At 40.7% G+C, this 20,495-nt stretch carries 15 protein-coding genes, 1 pseudogene and 1 CRISPR repeat array; of the genes and pseudogenes, 12 read left to right on the forward strand and 4 right to left on the reverse strand.

The annotated features are described in order from the left end of the window. Positions 1-3 precede the first annotated feature (3 nt). Positions 4-1,073, reverse strand: a pseudogene (locus Aba26S_RS00220) (AraC family transcriptional regulator). A 143-nt stretch (positions 1,074-1,216) separates the two neighbouring features. On the opposite strand from Aba26S_RS00220, the gene Aba26S_RS00225 reads away from it, so the two are divergent. Both Aba26S_RS00225 and Aba26S_RS00230 read left to right on the forward strand, forming a co-directional pair. Beyond that, positions 1,217-1,987, forward strand: a complete 771-nt coding sequence (locus tag Aba26S_RS00225; protein ID WP_005241977.1) for an SDR family NAD(P)-dependent oxidoreductase — start codon at positions 1,217-1,219, stop codon at positions 1,985-1,987. Between the two features lie 149 nt (positions 1,988-2,136). After that, on the forward strand, positions 2,137-2,709 hold the full coding sequence (locus Aba26S_RS00230) for a hypothetical protein (protein WP_043969683.1): 573 nt from the start codon (positions 2,137-2,139) through the stop codon (positions 2,707-2,709). Positions 2,710-2,748: 39 nt separating this feature from the next. Here the strand turns inward: Aba26S_RS00230 and Aba26S_RS00235 are convergent, their stop codons facing one another. Continuing rightward, a complete protein-coding gene (locus Aba26S_RS00235) occupies positions 2,749-3,324 on the reverse strand; it encodes a flavin reductase family protein (protein ID WP_043969684.1) in 576 nt (191 codons plus the stop codon). A 372-nt stretch (positions 3,325-3,696) separates the two neighbouring features. Between Aba26S_RS00235 and Aba26S_RS00240 the strand changes: the two genes are divergently transcribed. The 8 genes from Aba26S_RS00240 (at position 3,697) to Aba26S_RS00280 (ending at position 10,913) form a co-directional block, all read left to right on the forward strand. After that, positions 3,697-4,713 carry a triacylglycerol lipase gene (locus Aba26S_RS00240; RefSeq protein ID WP_005241974.1) on the forward strand — a complete coding sequence of 339 codons (1,017 nt, stop codon included), beginning with the start codon at positions 3,697-3,699 and terminating at the stop codon, positions 4,711-4,713. An 84-nt stretch (positions 4,714-4,797) separates the two neighbouring features. Next, the gene (locus Aba26S_RS00245) at positions 4,798-5,829 is read left to right on the forward strand and encodes a lipase secretion chaperone (RefSeq protein ID WP_043969685.1); all 1,032 of its coding nucleotides are present in this window, start codon (positions 4,798-4,800) and stop codon (positions 5,827-5,829) included. Positions 5,830-6,329: 500 nt separating this feature from the next. Next, a CRISPR array of direct repeats spans positions 6,330-6,543; the repeat unit is 28 nt; unit sequence TTTCTAAATGACGTATGCCGTCATGAAC. Positions 6,544-6,828: 285 nt separating this feature from the next. Then, entirely contained in the window at positions 6,829-7,557 is a 729-nt protein-coding gene (locus tag Aba26S_RS00255; protein ID WP_280638629.1) for a HesA/MoeB/ThiF family protein, read from the forward strand. Between the two features lie 56 nt (positions 7,558-7,613). Beyond that, the gene (locus Aba26S_RS00260; protein WP_005241970.1) at positions 7,614-8,912 is read left to right on the forward strand and encodes an AarF/ABC1/UbiB kinase family protein; all 1,299 of its coding nucleotides are present in this window, start codon (positions 7,614-7,616) and stop codon (positions 8,910-8,912) included. A 26-nt stretch (positions 8,913-8,938) separates the two neighbouring features. Then, complete coding sequence (folB, locus tag Aba26S_RS00265; protein ID WP_043969688.1) at positions 8,939-9,319, forward strand: dihydroneopterin aldolase; 381 nt, start codon at positions 8,939-8,941, stop codon at positions 9,317-9,319. After that, the gene (locus Aba26S_RS00270) at positions 9,276-9,710 is read left to right on the forward strand and encodes a 2-amino-4-hydroxy-6-hydroxymethyldihydropteridine diphosphokinase (RefSeq protein ID WP_043969689.1); all 435 of its coding nucleotides are present in this window, start codon (positions 9,276-9,278) and stop codon (positions 9,708-9,710) included. Before folB ends, Aba26S_RS00270 begins: the two co-directional genes overlap by 44 nt. 42 nt (positions 9,711-9,752) lie before the next feature. After that, positions 9,753-10,304: a DUF2799 domain-containing protein gene (locus tag Aba26S_RS00275; RefSeq protein WP_005241967.1), complete on the forward strand. Its 552-nt coding sequence runs from the start codon at positions 9,753-9,755 to the stop codon at positions 10,302-10,304. Between the two features lie 150 nt (positions 10,305-10,454). Then, a complete protein-coding gene (locus Aba26S_RS00280; RefSeq protein WP_043969690.1) occupies positions 10,455-10,913 on the forward strand; it encodes a hypothetical protein in 459 nt (152 codons plus the stop codon). Positions 10,914-10,972: 59 nt separating this feature from the next. Here the strand turns inward: Aba26S_RS00280 and coq7 are convergent, their stop codons facing one another. Next, positions 10,973-11,608 (reverse strand): 2-polyprenyl-3-methyl-6-methoxy-1,4-benzoquinone monooxygenase, encoded by a 636-nt coding sequence (gene coq7, locus Aba26S_RS00285; protein ID WP_005274783.1) that lies wholly within the window; start codon positions 11,606-11,608, stop codon positions 10,973-10,975. Positions 11,609-11,611: 3 nt separating this feature from the next. Further along, complete coding sequence (locus Aba26S_RS00290) at positions 11,612-12,934, reverse strand: MFS transporter (protein ID WP_026040154.1); 1,323 nt, start codon at positions 12,932-12,934, stop codon at positions 11,612-11,614. 159 nt (positions 12,935-13,093) lie between these two features. Between Aba26S_RS00290 and Aba26S_RS00295 the strand changes: the two genes are divergently transcribed. Continuing rightward, on the forward strand, positions 13,094-15,811 hold the full coding sequence (locus Aba26S_RS00295) for an autotransporter assembly complex family protein (protein WP_043969691.1): 2,718 nt from the start codon (positions 13,094-13,096) through the stop codon (positions 15,809-15,811). A 50-nt stretch (positions 15,812-15,861) separates the two neighbouring features. Then, positions 15,862-20,367 carry a translocation/assembly module TamB domain-containing protein gene (locus Aba26S_RS00300; RefSeq protein ID WP_043969692.1) on the forward strand — a complete coding sequence of 1,502 codons (4,506 nt, stop codon included), beginning with the start codon at positions 15,862-15,864 and terminating at the stop codon, positions 20,365-20,367. The last annotated feature ends 128 nt before the right edge of the window (positions 20,368-20,495 follow it).

The raw sequence follows: 20,495 nt of genomic DNA on the forward strand, positions 1-20,495 counted from the left end.
CATTTACTCCTTTGAGCGTTCTGAGCGATCCAAAAGTTCCTTTTTATATGGTGAAGATTTACGATAGCTGCCTGGACTGAGTCCTGTCCATTTCTTAAAGGCGCGATGGAACGCACTTGGGTCATGGAAATGCAGATCATCACTGATATTTTGAATTGAATCATTACTTTTGCACAATCGTTCAATCGCAATATCACAGCGAATGTCATTTTTAAGTTGCTGATAACTGACACCTTCCTGCTTTAAGCGACGCTGAATGGTGGCAGTTGACATATTGAGTTGTTGTGCAATCTCTTTCAATTCATCCCACTGTGATGGTGGTTGTAACAGCAATTGGCGACGAATTTGTAAGCTTAACGAGTTCTCATTCTTAAAGCGTACAATCAGGTTATAAGGGGTTTTTCTTAGAAAATCATTGAGCGCCTGTTTGTCTTTTTTGATTTTATGCTTGAGATAATGGGCATCAAACTCAATCTGATTCTGGTCGGCATTAAATTGAATATCTTCGCAAAAGCGCACCCGATAATCCTGTAGTTCGACTGGAGAATGACATCTAAAGCTCATTTTATGAAAGCCAATACGCTGTCACTCAACCAGCACATCAAACTATGCACCAGCATTAGATAGGTAGAATAAGTGAACATCCGTTTGGGATGCTCATGATCGTGCAAGATCAGATAGGCTTTGGAACCGCGTTGTACCAATTCACCGTGAATATCATCGAGCACCAGACTCAGGAATTTTAAAATCTCCTGAATGGCTTGCTCTAAGGTTTCAGCATTGAAGGCTAATTTTGCCAATAGACGATAACTGCCTCGGCGCATGGGATGGCGATCCATGCCCAAAAACTCATCATTCATGCTTTCTGCAAGTTCGACCCATAACTGCGCACATTGCGTCACGGGCACACGGGCTTTAGATGAGGTCAGTAATTCTGCTGAAATGCCTGCACGATTGGCGATATTGACAATATTTAAACCACGACTTGCGGCGACACTCAACGCTTCACGAAGCAAAGCATTTGAAATGGTGTCCTTAGCTGAATTAAGATCAAAGTTTAGGTTTTTATTCATATATCAATAAAATACAGGAGAGTAATTAGATTGAATGCTCAAAAGTTGCATTAAATTTGCTACTTTTTGAAATTGTATCGGAAAAAAGTTGCCTTTAGGCTTAGTGATAAAAATTTATATCTTTAATTTGATAGGAAACGTAAATGAAAATTCAGGGAAAACATTTTGTTATTACAGGTGGCGGTTCAGGTTTAGGTGCAGCAACAGCGGAATACTTGGTTGAAAAGGGCGCTTCGGTCACATTGGTCGATATGAATGTCGATGCTGGAGAACAACAAGCGCAAGCCTTGGGGGCAGCAGCAGAATTTGTAAAACTAGATGTGACGGATGAAGCTGCGGCAGAGCAGTTCTTTAAAGATATGTTGGCGAAACATGGCAGCATATATGGCCTGATCAATTGTGCTGGCATTGGCCCTTCTGCAAAAGTAGTGGGTAAAGACGGCGTACATGATTTGGCGATGTTCTCTAAAACTTTACAGATCAATGTAACGGGGACTTTTAATATGCTGCGTTTTGCAGCAGACGCCATGAGTAAAAATACTGTTGCAGAAGGTGATGAAGATCGAGGCGTGATTGTGAATACTGCTTCGGTTGCTGCTTTTGACGGCCAAATTGGACAAGCGGCCTATTCAGCATCAAAAGGTGCAGTGGTGGCAATGACGCTACCGATTGCGCGGGAACTAGCTCGCCATGCGATTCGTGTCATGACCATTGCCCCTGGGATTATGGAAACGCCAATGTTGAAAGGCTTGCCTCAAAATGTGCAAGATGCCTTGGGACAAATGGTGCCTTATCCATCGCGTTTAGGTCGCCCAGAAGAGTTTGCGCGTTTAGTGGCACATATTGCTGAAAACTCCTATCTCAATGGTGAAGTGATCCGTTTAGATGGTGCGATTCGTATGGCGCCGAAATAAGTTAAGCTTTTATGCAAACGCCGTTGTGGAGAGCATTTCATAACGGTTTTTTATACTTTGGTGTTTACGCTATTGGATATTGTTTCTAGAGCAATTTCGATTTAAGGTCGAAAAATAATAAAAATGATTCAACAAGAAGGAATAGACCGATGCAACCCATGATTTTTTTATCCATAACATTGGCACTGACCTTAACAGGCTGTATCGGCAATATGAACCCGACAGGTGGCAATTCAAGCCCGAATTATCCGTACTATGTGACACAGCAACCGATGTTGGTTAAAAAGATCTATGTTCCAGCAGGAACAACCTTGGTTTATGAGGAACAGTACTTCAAACAAGGTAAGCAGCCTGAGATCATGTCAGAAAATAAACTGACCGATATTCGGTTGCCGATTGGTCAAAGCATTGATTGGGGCGGTGTACCGGTCACCATGATTTCTCAGTTCTTTAATTCAGCTATGCGCGGCTATTCTGTACATGCCGACTTTAAAAAATTGGATGCAAATAAACGAACCAGATTTTCTCAGTTATGGCAGCGTTGTAATGATGATCTAGGAATCAGTATCAAAGATCGAAAGGATTGGTCATTTAACAAAGCCAATATTGCTGATGTGCAAAGCTGTAGTGGTCTTTATCAACGTTACTTTAAAAATATTCAAGAACAGCAGCAGTTTTTAGATCTTATGTATAGTGAGTTGATGAAAGTCAATGATCAATAAAAGAGACAAAGCTTGTTTGGCTTTGCCTTATATCAAAGACTATTTGGCCTTAACTTCATCACCAATCAAATAGAATGTCCCACCTGCAATGTAATGTAGGCTGCGCAACGCTTTACTGGCATCTTGAAAGTGCCAATGTCCATCGCGAAATACGCGTGAATCCGCCCAAGCACCGACTACGGAACCGATAAATAAGTCGTGCGCTTGTTGATTGTGTGGTTCTGGAATCACTTTACAGACTAGCCAAGCCAGACTGCCTGCCACCAGTGGCACGGGGAAATCATCTTGGTAAAACAATTCGGTTTTGCATTCTTCTAATTTGTTTGGATGCTCAAACTGACTGATCGTTCCGAGTTGATGCACTAGATCAATCTGTGCATAGCAGGGAACTTGCAAGGCAAAATAACCACTTTGCTCAACCAGTTGACGGGTTTTGGTGCTTTTATCTAAGACTACAGTGACTTTTGCAGGTGTTAATTCCAAAGCACAGGCCCAAGCTGCTGCCATGACATTGCATTCTTGTCCGTATTGAGCAGAAACCAAAACCGTTGGGCCGTGATTTAATAAGCGATAGGCTTTGGAAAGTTCAACAGCCTTTATTTCCGAGTGGCGCATACAACATCCAAAAGGTGGGAGTACTCTGTCATTGTTACACAAACTTCCGCAAAATTTTAACCAATTTCCCAACGTTTACAGGCACGATTAAAACTGCAAATGTGACAGTACCCGATTTTTAATCCAGCTGATCGTTTGAACTTAAACAGTCAAGATAATTTGAAAATGTGCATTCATCGGAATCTTTTCGATCAATCATAATTTTGGCGCGAATTGTTATGATTTTGGCACAAATTGTTTTAGTCTAAAAATCACATAAAAGTTTGAAGGAGTATGATTTTTGCCAGTCGTTTGTATGCTCGGAATGATTCCAGATACGAAGAAAAAGACTAAATCTCTGTAATAAAAATGAAAAATGCTAGGAGCAAAAACGTGAAGAAAAAATATTTAAATGTCATGGCGTTGATGGCAGGCATGGTGGTGAGCAGCGGATCTGTGGTACACGCAGGTTTGTTTGATTTTTTTGCACCCAAGGCATCATGGCAAAACTGTAATGTGAACTCTTGTTCAATCGGCGGTAGCACCAGTGTTACATCAAGTTATGCGAAAACCAAGTATCCAATTTTATTGGCGCATGGGATGGCCGGTTTCTCTGCGGTAGGTCCTTTGCAATACTGGAATGGGATTACTGAAGACTTGGTTGGTAATGGTGCGAATGTCTTCGTTGCACAGCAAGCTTCGTTTAATTCTTCGGAAGTACGCGGTGAGCAACTATTGCTACAGGCAAAGCAGGTATTGGCGATTACTGGTGCAGAGAAAATTAATTTAATTGGCCATAGTCATGGCTCTCAATCGGTTCGTTATGTTGCCAGCTTGTTGCCGAATAAAATTGCATCAGTCACAGCAGTTGGTGGTCCAACTAAAGGTTCAGATGTGGCAGATGTCGTCGACTCAGTGGTTAAATCACCTGCGGGTCCAGTCTTGGCACCTGTGATCTCAGCAGGGGTTAATGCCTTCTTCTCATTAGTGGGGATTGGTTCAGGGCATTATTATGATCAAGATGCGATTGCAGGTTTAAACTCATTAACCACCAGCGGTTCAGCCAATTTTAACCAACGTTTCCCCGCAGCTGTACCAACTACAGCATGTGGTTCAGGTACTGAACTGGTGAATGGCGTGCGTTATTATTCGTGGAGTGGAACCAGTCCATTTACCAATGCATTAGACCCAATGGACTATGCATTAACTGCAACATCGTTACTGATTTCTGGAGAAAATGATGGCTTGGTACCGCGTTGTTCGAGCCATTTGGGTACGGTAATCCGTGACAATTATGCATTTAACCATTTGGATGAAGTCAATCAAATCCTCGGTTTGGTTGGATTCTTACAAAATCCGGTCACCCCTTATCGGACTCAGGCAAATCGTCTGAAAAATCTAGGTTTGTAATTCATTAATGAAAGGAGCAATCCGTTGCTCCTTTCATTTTTAACGGTTCAAACAAAGAAAGAATGATAAATAGAGCAAGGGATTATGAACGGTAAATTTTTGAATAATAAAACCATCAGTTTAGTTTTGATTGTATGTTTATTGCTCTTGTTGGCTTTAATCTATTGGATATTTAGACCAGATGCTCAAAATACACCGCATGAGCCAAACCAACAGGCTCAATCACAGCTTATAGGTAATGGCTTAGAAGCCAACGCGCAAAATAATCAAAAAGGCAAAATGCCAGAATTGGCTGCTTCATTGCGCGGTACAGAAATTGATTGTCCAATTCAGGTCGATGCCAATGGTAAATTAATTTTAACGGTTGGTATTCGCAGTTGTTTCGATTATTTCTTTTCCAGTTTAGGTGAGAAAACCGAAACAGAATTGGTTGCTGATATCCGACAGTACCTTACTGCGACTTTACCTGACACAGCTTCGAGTTATGCCAGTCATCTGTTAGATCAATATGTAGCCTATAGTCATGCCTTAAAAAATATAAAACCAACGGGCAACTTTAAGACGGGCGATATTGATGGGTATCAGAAAGTGATTGATCAGATGTATAAAGTACAGCAGCAGTTTTTTAATGCGGCTGAGATTAATGCCTTATTTGGTAATGAACGTAACCTGAATCAGTTCAATATTGATCAAATGCGTATCCATGCCAATAAAACCCTGACCGCTCAGCAAAAGGCAGCTGAATTGGCGAAATTGATTGATCAGCTTCCGAGTACACTGGCCGATGGCGTTCGGGTTTCGATGCAATTTTCTGAATTGCAGCAATTAACTCAAGAAGTACGGGAAAAGGGTGGTTCTGCACAAGAGCTTCGGAATATGCGTGAAAGTTTATTAGGGCCAGAAGCGGCAGATCGTTTGGAAAAGGTCGATCAAGAAGAAGCAGGGTGGCAAACACAGGTCAATGGCTACTTGGCCGCACGTGATCAGATTTTAAAGAGTGACGCCACGGATGCCAGTAAGCAGCAGGCGATTAATCAGTTACGTAATCAATCCTTTGGCAGCAAAGAGGATTTGTTAAGAGCGCAGTCTTATGAAATGATGCATGATCGGAAGTAGAGCAAAAGTAATAGATGGAAATATAATCAGTCATAATTTTATTTAGGTAAGGTTGAATATGTATGTAGCTGATTATATTGGTTTAGCATTGATCCAAGATATGACAGATAAGAGTTTGCCTCTGTCTGAAGTCTTGGTTAAGGGGAAAAAGACAGGGGTTATGGTTGGGGGTAAAGTGTTAGAAGGTATGGTCTGTGTATATTCTCACTGCTATCTTCTTTTCCTTAGCCAGGATTGTATCTTCGAGGAAAATTTAACTTTGGCATTAGTCGACCTGGATAAAAATATATTGTTGGAGTCATTATGCATAGGACAGGCTTATCAGACAGATATCTTTACTGGCCCGAGGATATGTAATGATAAAATCTTATTTGAATTTTTAGCTGAAAAAACATGGGTTCTTCAAGTATTACAAACTGCCAGAATTCGATTTCCTATTTCTTTAAACGCTTTGATACATCGTGGTTTTCAATTTAAATCTTATCTCCGATTAGTAAATTAATTTAAATGACGTATGCCGTCATGAACATATATCCGCTGGTCATGGTTCTATTTGTAGTTTTCTAAATGACGTATGCCGTCATGAACCAAAAATAGATCATGTAATCGCCATTTTTAAATTTCTAAATGACGTATGCCGTCATGAACTAAATTGCAATTGCATGGTTAAAGCCTCCTCATTTCTAAATGACGTATGCCGTCATGAACTATAAAATAATGAAAATAATATCAGCCAAAACATCAAGTTATACTTAAAAAAGCATCATTACCCAAAGTTTCTAACTGATATAGTAACTTATTGATTTTATTAAGCTGTTAAAGAGTAAGAAAAATATTGGGGTAAAAATAGCTTTTTGTCAAAAGAAAACAGAGCTGGTTCCAATTTATTACTTTCCTCCAAGCAGACATCGACTTAAAATCAGCAATACCCTTGATGATAAAGAAGCAAACCACGTGTCAGACCATTTAGAAAACGAATTTGAGCTAAGCAATGAGGAAATGCATCTCTATAGTCGTCAGATTTTATTAGATGGTTGGGATATCGAAGCACAAGAAAAACTAAAACTCGCCAATGTGTTGATTATCGGCGCAGGCGGAATCGGCTGTACCAGTGCCGAGCTGTTGGCACGTGCAGGTGTAGGTAAAATTACCATTGTCGATGCCGACACGATTGAAATAAGTAATCTACAAAGACAAATTGCCTTTACGACAAATGATTTAGGTCGATACAAAGCAGAAATATTGGCAAAGCATCTACAAGACATTAATCCGCATATACAGGTCAGTTATCAAAATATACGATTTGATGAAACGAATGCTGATGAACTCGTACAGCATCAAGATGTAGTCTTAGATGGCTGTGATAACTTTACAACTCGTTATCTGGTCAATGCAGTGTGTAAAAAACATCAAGTCCCTTTAATTAGTGCGTCGGCGATTGGTTTTGAAGGACAGATGTTTATGGTAGATGCTGATTCAGCCTGTTATGAATGCCTGTTTCCGAAAGAAGATCATGCCAATGAAGGGCTGCGCTGTGCGGAGTCAGGCGTATTAGCCACCACTCCTGTAATGATAGCGTCATTACAAGCACATCACACATTGCTATTTTTAGGCTTAGGTTTGACTCCACTCAAGCAAAAACTATTGCTTTGGAATGGCTTAAATTTAACGCAACGTATTCTTAAATTTGAAAAAGATATAAATTGTCCAGTTTGTCAGGCAACTTGATCGGTAAATTGAGCAAAATTTGCTAAACTAATGCCATCTGTGAGGCAAGAAAGATTATGAAAAGAAATATTTTATTCGATGGATTACGCTCTGTTGCACGTATTGGTGAAACAGTGGTGGTTGCAGCACAAGCAGGTGTGAAGTATGCAACTGAGAAACCAAGCAACGCCAAACTTATGCGTGAGACCTTTGAGTCGCTTGGTTCGACTTATATTAAACTGGGTCAATTTATTGCCAGTACGCCGTCTTTATTCCCACGTGAATACGTTCAGGAATTCCAAGGCTGTTTAGATCAAACGCCAACCTTACCATTTAGCTATATCCAAAAAGTTTTGGCAGAAGAGTTTGAAGGGCGCAACCTCAATGAAATTTTTAGTTTTATTGATGAAAAGCCTTTGGCTTCGGCTTCAATTGCACAAGTGCATGCCGCTCGATTGGTCACGGGCGAAGATGTGGTTTTAAAGGTGCAAAAGCCGGGTGTTGAAACTATTCTTTATACCGACTTGAATGTGGTGCATTGGGCAACAAAGCTACTTGAAAGAGCTGTTCCAAAAATCAAGTTTGCATCACTTTCTGAAATTGTAGATGAGATCAAAACACGTATGGTGCGTGAAGTTGATTTTATTGAAGAAGCTCAGAATCTGGATGACTTTATTCAATATTTGAATGTTTCAGGCAATCAAGCGGCAACGGCACCGAAAGTTTATCACCAGTTTTCAACGCGCCGTGTACTCACCATGCAGCGTTTGTATGGCGTGTCATTGACTGACTTTGATGTGGTCAAACAATATGCCAAAGACCCAACTCAGGTCTTGATTACGGCCATGAACACTTGGTTTGGCAGTTTAATGCTGTGCAAGAGTTTCCATGCCGATTTACATGCAGGCAATCTGATGCTGCTAGAAGATGGTCGTATCGGTTTTATTGATTTTGGTATTGTCGGTCAATTAAAACCTGAGGTTTGGACTGCGTGTATGGCATTTATGGATGCATTACAGCAAACCAATTACATCGCCATGGCTGAGAACATGCTGAAAATGGGCATGACCCATCAGAAAATTGATACTCAAATCTTGGCTGATGATTTAGAGCGCTTGTTTAGTGGGGTGTTACTGGCAGATCCACAAGAAATTCTTAGTTCTAATCCGGCAGATTTAAATGACATCATGATGGATATGGTGGCAGTAGGTGAGCGTCACGGTATTAAATTCCCGCGTGACTTCGCTTTGTTATTCAAGCAAATGCTATATTTTGATCGTTTCATGCGTGTTCTCGCACCATATACCGATATTTATGCTGACCAACGTTTAAAAATGGTTCACAATATTGAACCTGCTTCGTTTTTAAAGCATTAATTTATTTATCGGTTCATTAGGTCATTATGGATGCCATTATAATTGAAGGGTTGAAGGTTGATACCGTGGTTGGTTGTTTCAACTGGGAACGCCAAATTATTCAACCTTTAATGCTAGATCTCACTATTCATAATGATCTAATGCAAGCTGCACAATCAGATGAGCTAAACGATACGCTCAACTATGCGCAAATCTGCGAGCTTGCAGCTCAAGTGATTCAACAAGCCCAACCTAAGCTGATTGAGCACGCTGCACAATTGGTGCTTGAATGTCTATTTACTACCTTTCCTTCGATTGAATCGATCAGTATCACCATTCGCAAACCCGCCATCATTGCACAAGCCAATGCAGTAGGAATTCGCCTTGAACGCAACAGAAACAATTTTTGCGCTCGCACTGGCGAGTAATCTCCAGCAACAACAAAATTTCACTTTTGCTTATCAACAAATCGCAAGTTTGGGTGTAGTGGAGTTTTCGCCAATTTATGAAATCCCATGTCGGGATGGAATTGGTGCCGATTATTGGAATTCAGCCTGCTTATTAAAAAGTCGATGCAGTCTTGCTGAAATGACTGAAATTCTGAAAAAACTAGAAGCACAATCTGGTCGAGTTCGTCCATCACATCAGATCAGTTTGGATGTTGATGTGATTGCATGGGGTGAAACTTTAGAGCATATGCAATTTAATCCAAAAAAGTTACCATTAGCTTTGGATGTCAAAATTCCTTTATATGATTTGTGGCAGCATGCAGATTTAGCTCATTTCCAAAGTACAGATTATCCTGTCATTACAATGTAATGTTGTAGCTGGGTAATACCATAATAATTAGGAAGAATTTTCATGAAAAAGATTTTGCTTTTGTCGACTTTGACGATTTTACTTTCGGGTTGTGCGGCCATGAGCGTCGAGCAATGTAAAACAGCCAATTGGTTCAATGTGGGCGAAAAAGATGGCTCGAATGGGCATGATTCACGCTTGGATAAATATTATTCTTCCTGTCAAAAAGCCAATATTGTGCCGAATCAAAAGCTGTATGATCAAGGTTATCAAAAAGGCTTGAGCTATTACTGCCGACCGGAAAATATTTTTAGTGAAGCCTTGGAAGGTCGTGGCGATATTCATGTGTGTCCAATCGAAAAGCGTGAATCTTTACGTAGTTACTATCAAGTTGCCAATGAATATTATCAGGCAGATTCAGAGTTTAATCGCTCCCAAAGCGATATGAATCGTTATTTAAAAGAGTTGGAACGTAAAGATCTTTCGAATAAAGTTCGGGATGATTATCAAAAACGCTTATATGATCTACGTATCAATAGCAGTTGGGTACAGTCTCGTTATCAACAGGCTGTCCGAAATCTGGAACGTTTTAAGGCAGAACATGGTTTGAATTAAAACTTTAAGTAATAACGCTTATTTTAGAAAATCCATGCTTGCAGCCGTGGATTTTTTGTTTTTAGTGCACACATTTGAGTTACATACCTGATGGTATAGGGATGTTTAAATGGTGAAGAAACAAATAAATAATGAAGGGAGGAATTCTGTATGCAAGCCAAGTTACTTATTGCCTTGGGGATTATGCTCTATGGCAGCATGAACTCAGCCTATGCAATTGATGCCAAATATAGACAACAATTAGAACAATCAGGGTGTACACAAGTCAGTGAAGCACAGGGTTGTGATATTAGCAAAAGCAAAGAAGAAAATAGCAACGCTGGATTTGTTGAACAAACGCTAGAAACACCACCGCCAACCCTATCAACTCAGCAACCACAGTGGATTGCCGAAAGGTCGGATGGAACAGCACTGGCATTCATTAGAATTGACCAGCAACAACGAGTCTGGGTTAATGACACGCGTGTGATTGCGGTCAATAAAAAGGATCGGTTGACTTTTAGGCAGGGTAAAATTAATTACACCATTTTTACTGATTTAAATAAGCAGTCGCAAAGTTTTTGGGATGACCGTTATTCAACTGATAAAGGCAAAATTGTATTTCGTTAATTTTGATTGTGTTGGGTAAAATCAAAGGGAATTATTTTGCAATAATTCCCTCGGACAGTTTAAAGATAATAACTGGTTTTGGTCATCAGTTTTGAAATGGCAGTCATGGTAATGCGTACAGGTACAGGCAAATCTACGCCACCTGCATTGAGTGCCGTGTCACGATGATGCAACTCATCTTCATTCATCTGCTCCAGGATTTTACGTGAACGGTCATCATGAGCGGGGAGCTGCTGGATGTGTTCTTGTAAATGTTGACTCACTTGGCGTTCGGTTTCAGCGACAAAGCCTAAGCTGTATTTGTCGCCTGCAATCCCTGCAATTGCACCCATTCCATAAGACAACCCGTACCAAATTGGATTTAATACACTAGTGTGGCTATCTAGTTCTTTTAAGCGATCTTCACACCATGCCAAATGGTCTTGTTCTTCAATCGCGGCTTGCTGCATTTCTTCACGTACATGTGGCAGTTTTGCAGTCAGTGCCTGACCGTGATAAAGGGCTTGAGCGCAGACTTCACCACTATGATTGACGCGCATTAAACCTGCAACATGGCGGGCATCACTGACACACAGTTGTGACGGTTCTTCATTGGCAGGATTACTGCGTTGTGCACTGGTCGCACCAGGTACCAAACTACGTAAAGCTTGATCAAAGGAATTAATAAGTTTATCGAGACCTGTGTAATGACGCATATATTAATCCTCTAATGTGTTGGGCGCATTTTCCAATAACGGTTTTAGACGTTTTAATAACCAAAATGAAAAAATTGCACTTAAAACAGCGGTAATGGTAAATAAGATTTTAATATCAATTTTTAAAATGCTTAAGATCAAAATAGAAAAAACTGCGGAAGAGACCATAAATACAGCATTTAAAATATTATTTGCGGCAACAACACGAGCACGATGTGAGCGTGGTGAATAGGCTTGCATCATGGCATAGAGAGGCACGATATAGAACCCACCACTAATTCCCAGTAAAGTCACTGCCAGCATCACATGGTAATAGACCGCACCCAGTGTAAACATATCTTTTAAACTGAGTAACTCACCTGTACGCTCAGGAACAAAAGCCAGGCTGGCTGCCAGATAGAGGGCAAACACAGTCAAACCAATTGCCCCATAGGGCACCATTTTGATATTGATATCAGTACCACCGATGCGTCTACAAAGTAAAGAACCGACACCGATACCAACCGAGAAAAAGGTAAGTAACAGGCTGACCACATTTTCTGAGGCATGCAGGTTTTGTTGAGTTAGTTGTGGAATTTGAGTCAGGTAAGTTGCACCATAAAACCAGTACCAAGAATTACCCAATAAAATCACAAACACAATCGGAATACTTTTGGCGTAGGCAATGGTTTGAAAACTGGTACGAATAAAGTTCCAGTCAATTTCGAGATCTGGTGCTGCAACTTTTTGCGGCAGAATAAAGCGGCTACATAAATAGCCTATGCAGGCAATCGCTACGACAGTCACACTGATCCACAGCAGGTTGCCGGCAGACGAAGCAATAACCGCACCGCCTAAAATCATTCCCAGTAAAATTGCAATTGAAGTACCTGACTGAAACAGGGCATTACCTGACATCAGCTCTTGTGGTTTTAAAATTTCAGGCAAAATCGCATACTTAATCGGGCCAAAACAAGTGGAATGGGTACCCATTAAAAACAAGGCAAACAGCAATAACCATAGATTTCCAAGCAGGAAACCAGCAGTACCAATCAACATGATCACGATTTCTAATATTTTAATAAAACGAATCAGTTGAGAGCGCTCATATTTATCTGCGATTTGTCCAGCAGTTGCCGAGAAAAAGAAGTAGGGCAAAATAAACAATAAGGCAGCTAAATTATTTAAGGTACTGATCTCAGCACTTTGTTGTTGAATCCACCCATAAGTAATCACCAACAGTAGCGCTTGCTTATAAACATTATCATTCAGTGCGCCAAAAAACTGAGTGAAAAACATCGGGGCGAAGCGACGCGATGTCATTAAGCGCTCATCTTGTTTCATCATGTGTTCACTTCATTGTGATTTATAAAAAAATGTGACGAACTGTAAAAATGTGATGAAATGCATGTATGATACCTATGTCTGATTGGATGAAAAATCAAAGATTTGAAGTTATTTCACCCATCAAAAACGATAAATTAAAAAACAAGTTTAGAGTTTTACATGCCATCTAAAACGAAGTTTAAACAGTCGACACTGGTTCATTCTATGCATTTAATTTTTAAAATGCAGGGGGTTCCTAAACTTATTTGTAGTAGTTTTTTAATTAGTTCTTGTATATCAGTTGTTTATGCTCAAGAGCAAATTTTGGGTGCGCCTGAAAATCAGGCAGCCGAACAGAACGAGCATGTCGCTACAGTGGCAGTTGCTGCCGCTGCACCAATCCCGCCAGCGATGAATACTTCTGATTCGGGGATATTACCCGGACAAGACAGTTTGGCTGCATTAAAAGAACAAGAACAGTCAAGTAATCAGATTAATGAATTAAAACCAATTCAATTGGATGATAATCTGGAAAATTTGCCTGTGATTCCCGTCGATCAGAGTATGGCAAATGAAATTTTTCGTGTTGCAGAAGATGCCAAAAATGAAGCACAAGCATATCGAGACCAAACCGCTAAAAATCCTGCTCCTGTCATTGGCGATGTTTCGCAAACTGAATTAACTGAGATTAAACAGGCTCCGTTGAATATTGACCAGTTAATGAGTGATATCCAGTCAGACAGTAAAATTGTGGTTGAAGCCAATGAAACGGGTAAAACCTTAGCCGAGTTCCAAACCAAGTCAGATCAACCTGCTGAAAAAGTTGGCTTCTTTAAGCGCATCATTAACCGTTTGCGTCCGGATAATTTAATCAATGCTGATAAAATTCCGCGTATTTCTGCTGATGTGAGTGGTGCACCACCTATTCTGGCGCTTAATATCAAGGCCAAGTTGTCAAGCTTTACTAAAGAGTCTTTTGAAGATTTTAATGTTGCGTTGCCTCAGTTGCGTGCATTGACCAATCAAGCTGCACAGGCGGTGGGTTATTACAATGCGACTTATAGTTTTGTCAAAGAAAGTGACAGTAAGGTAAAAGTGATAGTGGTTCCCAATGAACCCGTCAAAATTAAAGAACAAAATATTGAATTTACCGGTGCAGGCGCAAATACACCACAGTTCCAAGTCATTCGTTTAATTCCAGAACAGGATGTTGGTGATATTTTCAATCATGGCTCGTACGAAGCGATGAAAACTAAAATTACCAACGTTGCTGCAGATAATGGTTATTTTGATGCGTTTTGGCGCTTGCATGATGTCAAGATTACTCAGCCTGATAAAATGGCTGACATTAACTTAAAGTACGAAACAGGTGAACGTTATAAGTTAAAGCAAGTTGAGTATCGGATGAGTGATCCGAGCAAGCCATTACCATTGACCCAAAAAGTTTTAGATAGTTTGGCACCTTGGAAGGAAGGTGATGACTATGCCTTCTGGCGTGTCAATGTTTTGGCAAATAACTTAACCAACACCCGTTATTTTAATTATACCCTAGTTGATACTATCAAGCCGGATGCAATTCAGCCACCTTTAGATTTACCGCCAGATTTACAGGCGTTGGTCGACCAGCAACGTATCCAGCAATCCCAATTGATGAGTAGTCAACAAAAGGCGGATATTGCGCGGGCCAAAATCACTTCTGCGCAAGAAGTCACGCAGGATGTTGTTGATGAATCACAATTCTCTGGTGGTGAACCTGCTCAACCTTATGCATTAGCACGATCTATGCCAATGCCGCCTGTACATAATGATGATGACGAACAACGTCAGAAGCTAGAAGAACAGGCGCGGGTAGAACGAAAAATTCCTGTTGTGGTGACGCTGAATGCAGATCGCTTAAATAGTCTTGAAACAGGTATTGGTTATGGTACTGATACGGGGGCACGTATTCGTACCCAGTATCGTCGTGCGATTGTGAATAAATATGGTCACTCATTTGATGCCAACTTCGAGTTATCTGAGATTCGTCAATCAATAGATGGGCGTTATAGTATTCCTTATAAGCATCCATTAAATGACTACTTCAACCTGGTGGGTGGTTATGAGCGTGAAACCCGCAACGATATTGGTCCTGATGTGAATTTGTTGGTTGAGTCGGCAGTTCTAGGTGGTGAGCGCGTCATTAAAAACCCATTAGGCGACTGGCAACATACCTTTGGCTTACGTTATCGTTTAGATCGCTTAACCAAAAAAGGTGATGTGAATATTAATGAGCTACCAGATGCCTTTAAAGTATCCGGGATCGATTCTGAACAAGAATCATTATTGCTTGGTTATCAGGCTTCTAAAACCAATACCAATACGCGTTTAAATCCAACGCGTGGTTTTAAGCAAACCTATAAAGTTGAATTGGGGACGGAATCTTTGCTTTCAGATGCCAATATGGCAATTGTAAGTGCTGGCTGGCGTTTTATTTACTCATTAGGTGAAAACGACAATCATCAATTTGTTGGTCGTGGCGATACAAGCTATATCTTCACCGATAATTTCAATAAAGTGCCATATAATTTACGCTTCTTTACAGGTGGAGATCAATCTCTCCGAGGTTTTGATTACAAGAGCTTATCGCCCGAAGAAAACGGCTATAAAATAGGGGGGCAAGCCTTGGCTGTTGGCTCTTTGGAATATAATTATCAATTTAAAGATGGCTGGCGAGCTGCCGTGTTCTCGGACTTTGGTAATGCCTATGACAAACAATTTAGCAACCCAACAGAATATAGTGTGGGTGTTGGTATCCGCTGGAGATCGCCAATTGGACCAATTCGATTAGATATCGCATCGGGTATTTCGAATGATAACAATCCAATTCGTTTGCATTTCTTTATTGGTCCACAGCTTTAAAACTTTTTAGCCCTTTAATTTAATAAGGGTAAAACAATCTCGGGTTGATTATGACGGAAGTAGAACAGCAACTTACACCTCCAGCAGAACCAAGACAGCAACGGCGTATTTTTCGAAATATTGCGCTGATTTTATTGATCATTCTTTTGTTATTGGTCAGTTCTTTGCTTGTTATGATGTCTACGGATAAAGGGAGTCGCTTTTTATTAGACCGTGTACTTCAAAGCCAAAAAATTATCAAATATCAATATGAGAGCGGTAACCTGTTATCTGGCATCATTCTTAAAAATGTGCTGGTTGAACTGGATGCAATTGAAATCTCTTTAGAACGTGCCGACGTGTCTTTAGGTTGGCGAGCGATTTTAAAAAAAGAAGTACACCTCAGCCATGCCGATGTACGTAATCTCAAAATTATTGATAAAAAACCACCTTCGGGCAAGCCCTTTGGATTTGATCCAATTAAATTACCCTTTGTACTGCGTGTTGATGATGCAACTTTAGATCATTTAGAGTTTCAAACCACAACCTCGAAGGTTGACTTTAGTGACATCTTTCTAAAAGACGCATTGTGGTCGGAAACCAAATTAAAGTTTAAAGACTCTCGCATGAAGATGGAGCATTTAGCCGTGCAAAATGCTTCTGGAGAGATGGATTTTAGTGGTAAATACCCATTAAATGCCAAAGCAGACCTGATTATCCCATCATTAAAAAGTCTAGATATTGAGATCATCAAAGTTGCCGCTAGAGGTAGTCTGGATACCCTGAAGGTCGGTGTTGCAACGCTTACACCAGATTTGCTGAAGGGTTGGGCAGTTGTTCATCCAGTACGTGATCATGTGCCAATGAATGGTGAGCTATTCTTTAAAAATTATCACTTACCATTAATTAAAGATCAGAAGTTATTTGCAAAAGATGGCATCGCTAGATTTAAAGGTGATATTCAAAAGTTAGTCTTGACTTTAGATACGGATTTAAAAGGCGAGCAAGTTCCTGAGGGGCAATATACTGCGCTGATGGATACGGATTTAACCCATCAATTGAATATTCGCGAGTTTAATGGTCAACTGATGGGCGGCACAGCAAATTTGCTGGGTTCCGTTAATTGGCACGATCATGTCTCTTGGGATCTAAAAGGACGTTTGGAACGTTTAGATCCAAAAGACAAAACTGTACCGCAAATTGCGCAAGACTTTTTGCCACCCAATCTGGATGCGAACTTAAGCTCAACGGGTTCTTTGCAAAAAGGTTTGGTTGTCAATGCACAGCTCGCATTTGATAAATATGAAACTTGGGCAGTTAAGCTCAATCAGGACGAAGAAAAAGACAATAAGCCTCAGCCGATGTTATTGGATATTTCTTGGAAAGGGATTGATCGTGCTATGCCATATATTGGCTGGCTGAGTAGTGAAGAAGGTCATACCAATCTGACCTTAAAAGAAGGTCAGCAAGATATCTATGTATCAACGACAATCCGTCCGCATGAGCAGGCATTATTGCCAACAGGTAAATATGATGCCCGTTTAGACGTTAAGGGTGACCTGTTAAATGTTGAAAATTTCCGTTATGAAGCTGAAAAAGGCAGTTTGACTGGACAGGCAAAAGTTAAATTACCAACTGAAAAACAACAGCTATCATGGCAAGCACAGCTCAAGGCACAGGATTTTAACCCGCAAACGATTGTGGCGGCAGCACCGATTAACTTATTAAATGGTGAAATCAAAGCCAGTGGTTTTGCCAAACCAAACCAACAAATTATTCAGCTTGAACAGATTGATTTAAAAGGGCAATTGCCACAAGAAAATAAGACAGAAACTCTTGCTTTAAAAGGTAAAAGTACCGCCGCCCTGATTTTTAATGATGAAAAAGCGGGTGGTGGCTTCAAGAGTTTTGCAGTGAATTATGATGGTTCCTTAAATGCATTGAATCAAGGTAATGGCATATTAAAAATTAAAATTGCGGGCACACCAGATTACATCAAGATTAATGAACTCAATCATGACGGTGTTGCAGGCAAGGTTTATGCCACAGGCGCAGTCAATCTCAAAGATAAACTGGGTTGGGATATTAATGCTTCATTGGTACGCTTCAAGCCACAGTATTTTGTCTCAAGTGTGAAAGGTGAAATTTCTGGGCGGGTAAAAACACAGGGCGTATGGTCAGACAAGCTCAAGCGTATTGATATTCGTGAATTGAATACGGCGGGTTTCATCAATAATAAACCGATTCGTGGTCGTGGTAATCTCAGCCTGTTATTGGACTCAAATCAAGAAGGCTTCTTGCCGCAGCAATTTGAAGCCAATGATCTATTCTTTGCTTATGCTCAGAACCAGCTTCAAGCCACAGGTAATGCACAAAATTTACGTATTAAACTGAATGCTCCTGCATTATATGAGCTTTATCCGGGGTTACGCGGTCGAGCTTATGGCAGTTTGAATGTACAGTCGAAACCACGTCTAAGAGCAACTGCGAACATCATGGTCGATAATTTTGCTTTTAACGATCTGGTGACGATTCGTTCTTTGCGTGTACAGGGTGAATTGCCGACTTCTGAAACCACACCTACACAATTGACAGCGACTTTGGATCGATTGCGTAATGGCAATCGTGAAATTGAACAAGCAACAGTAAACTTGGCGGGAACACGTAAAGCACACGTATTAAAAGTAGAAAGTAAAAACCGTCAATCGAATTTTTATCTTCAGCTTGCGGGTGGTTTTAATCCGAAGAATGACTGGCTTGGACAACTGCAAAAAGGTAATTTTACTTCACGTAATATTCGTTTGGTACAAAATCAGAGTGCGCCGATTATCTATACTACCGCGCAACAAGAGCTTTATATAGGTCAGCACTGCTGGCAAAGTTCGAGCAGCCAGTTATGTTTAGATCAACCTGCACGTATGAGTAAGGAAAAAGGTAGTTTTTCATTTATTACCAAAAATCTGGATTTAAAAGACTTCACGGCATTTATGCCTGAAGGTCTGGCTGTGACGGGTCAATTGAATGGCTATGCCAAAGCAGCTTGGGCAAATGGTAGTCATCCTAAACTTGATGCACGTTTAGTGACGCGTAAAGGTGAGATTGGATTGGCAGCGGATGATCCTCAGGATCCTGCAACGACTGTAACTTATGATGAGTTAAGTTTGATTGCCAAGAGTATCAGTGAAGGTTTGTTATTCCGTGTGGATATGAAAACACCTGATATTGGTACGGGTTATGCCAATGTGATTATTGACCCATTTCAAAATAATATGCCGATGCGTGGCGAAGTGGCATTTGATGATGTACAGCTAAAAGTCTTTAAACCATTTATTAAAGATGTACGCTCAATGGCTGGAACTTTATCATTGGCTGGTAAGGTCAATGGAACCTTGACTCAGCCACAGGTTACAGGTGAGATGCGTTTAAAAAATGGCGCAATCAGTATGATCTCCCTGCCAGTCAATTTAAGCAATATCCAGCTTTATTCTTCTATACGACAGGACTCTGCAAGTATTGATGGTGCATTTAATAGTGGACAAGGCGTAGGGCGCTTAAAAGGTAGCTTTGACTGGAAAAATGACCCACATCTCAACCTGACCTTAAAAGGTGATAATTTACTGGTGCGTCAGGCACCGATGATTACTGCAATTGTAGAACCTGATCTGACGCTGGACGTTTATCCGTTTAATCAGCGCTTAAGTCTAAAAGGGACGATTGATGTGCCGCGTGCGCGCATTTCGATGCCGGAAAGCTCGGCGACTGTGGTGAACTTGTCGCCAGATGTGCGTGTAGTACAACAAGGTCAAGATTTGCTTGCAACTTTAAAAGCCGCTAAACCATGGGATATCCGTGCCGATATGACGGTAACTCTTGGCAATCAGGTGATCTTCCAAGGCTTCGAAAGTACCATTCCTTTAGCTGGCCGTTTACACCTTTCTCAACGTGGTCTAGAAACAGCAATGCGTGCGAATGGTGCGATTGGTGTCAGTCAAAAAGTGAAGATTGAAGCCTACGGTCAAAGTCTTGATTTGAACCGTGCTATTGCGCGTTTCAATGGACCATTGGCCAACCCGACCTTGGATATTGATGCCAATAAACCCGTTCAAGGTAGCATGGTTGGGGTACGTGTCACAGGAACAGCCACTGTACCGAATATTCAAATTTATAACGATGCAGGCTTGTCTGAACAGGAAGCCCTGAATGCTTTACTTACTGGTCGTATTAATGAAGGTAACAGTGGTTTAAGTAATACCGAAGGCTTTAAGTCTGACGTGAATAACACCATTGCTGCTGCGGGGATTAGTATGGGCTTGGGTGGTACACGAGCCTTGACCAACCAGATTGGTCGAACCTTTGGTTTGAGTGGCTTGGCCTTGGATGCGCAGGGTACGGGCGATGATACGCAGGTCAGTCTGACCGGATATATCACACCAGACCTATTCATTCGCTATGGTATTGGTGTATTTACCCCTGTGAATAAATTGACCTTGCGTTATCAGATGAACCGTCGTTTATATCTGGAAGCGAGTCAGTCCTTAGAGCGTGCGATTGACGTATTCTACAATTGGCGCTTCTGATTGTAGATATAAAAAACCTGCTTTATTTAAAGCAGGTTTTTTTTATGATGTACGTTTCTTGAAAATAAAAAAATGTGATAGAATTATTATAAATTATTGATAATAAACGATTTTATGACATTTTTTGG

This window comes from Acinetobacter sp. NBRC 110496, from assembly GCF_000876115.1.
In the GTDB taxonomy this organism is placed as follows: domain Bacteria; phylum Pseudomonadota; class Gammaproteobacteria; order Pseudomonadales; family Moraxellaceae; genus Acinetobacter.

Excerpts from the sequence above, each read along its gene's own strand:
- folB (WP_043969688.1), top strand. The coding sequence starts at position 8,939 with ATGGATGCCATTATAATTGAAGGGTTGAAGGTTGATACCGTGGTTGGT.
- Aba26S_RS00255 (WP_280638629.1), top strand. The coding sequence starts at position 6,829 with ATGCATCTCTATAGTCGTCAGATTTTATTAGATGGTTGGGATATCGAA.
- coq7 (WP_005274783.1), bottom strand. The coding sequence starts at position 11,608 with ATGCGTCATTACACAGGTCTCGATAAACTTATTAATTCCTTTGATCAA.
- Aba26S_RS00295 (WP_043969691.1), top strand. The coding sequence starts at position 13,094 with ATGCCATCTAAAACGAAGTTTAAACAGTCGACACTGGTTCATTCTATG.
- Aba26S_RS00290 (WP_026040154.1), bottom strand. The coding sequence starts at position 12,934 with ATGATGAAACAAGATGAGCGCTTAATGACATCGCGTCGCTTCGCCCCG.
- Aba26S_RS00245 (WP_043969685.1), top strand. The coding sequence starts at position 4,798 with ATGAACGGTAAATTTTTGAATAATAAAACCATCAGTTTAGTTTTGATT.
- Aba26S_RS00225 (WP_005241977.1), top strand. The coding sequence starts at position 1,217 with ATGAAAATTCAGGGAAAACATTTTGTTATTACAGGTGGCGGTTCAGGT.
- Aba26S_RS00275 (WP_005241967.1), top strand. The coding sequence starts at position 9,753 with ATGAAAAAGATTTTGCTTTTGTCGACTTTGACGATTTTACTTTCGGGT.
- Aba26S_RS00235 (WP_043969684.1), bottom strand. The coding sequence starts at position 3,324 with ATGCGCCACTCGGAAATAAAGGCTGTTGAACTTTCCAAAGCCTATCGC.
- Aba26S_RS00230 (WP_043969683.1), top strand. The coding sequence starts at position 2,137 with ATGCAACCCATGATTTTTTTATCCATAACATTGGCACTGACCTTAACA.
- Aba26S_RS00300 (WP_043969692.1), top strand. The coding sequence starts at position 15,862 with ATGACGGAAGTAGAACAGCAACTTACACCTCCAGCAGAACCAAGACAG.
- Aba26S_RS00260 (WP_005241970.1), top strand. The coding sequence starts at position 7,614 with ATGAAAAGAAATATTTTATTCGATGGATTACGCTCTGTTGCACGTATT.
- Aba26S_RS00280 (WP_043969690.1), top strand. The coding sequence starts at position 10,455 with ATGCAAGCCAAGTTACTTATTGCCTTGGGGATTATGCTCTATGGCAGC.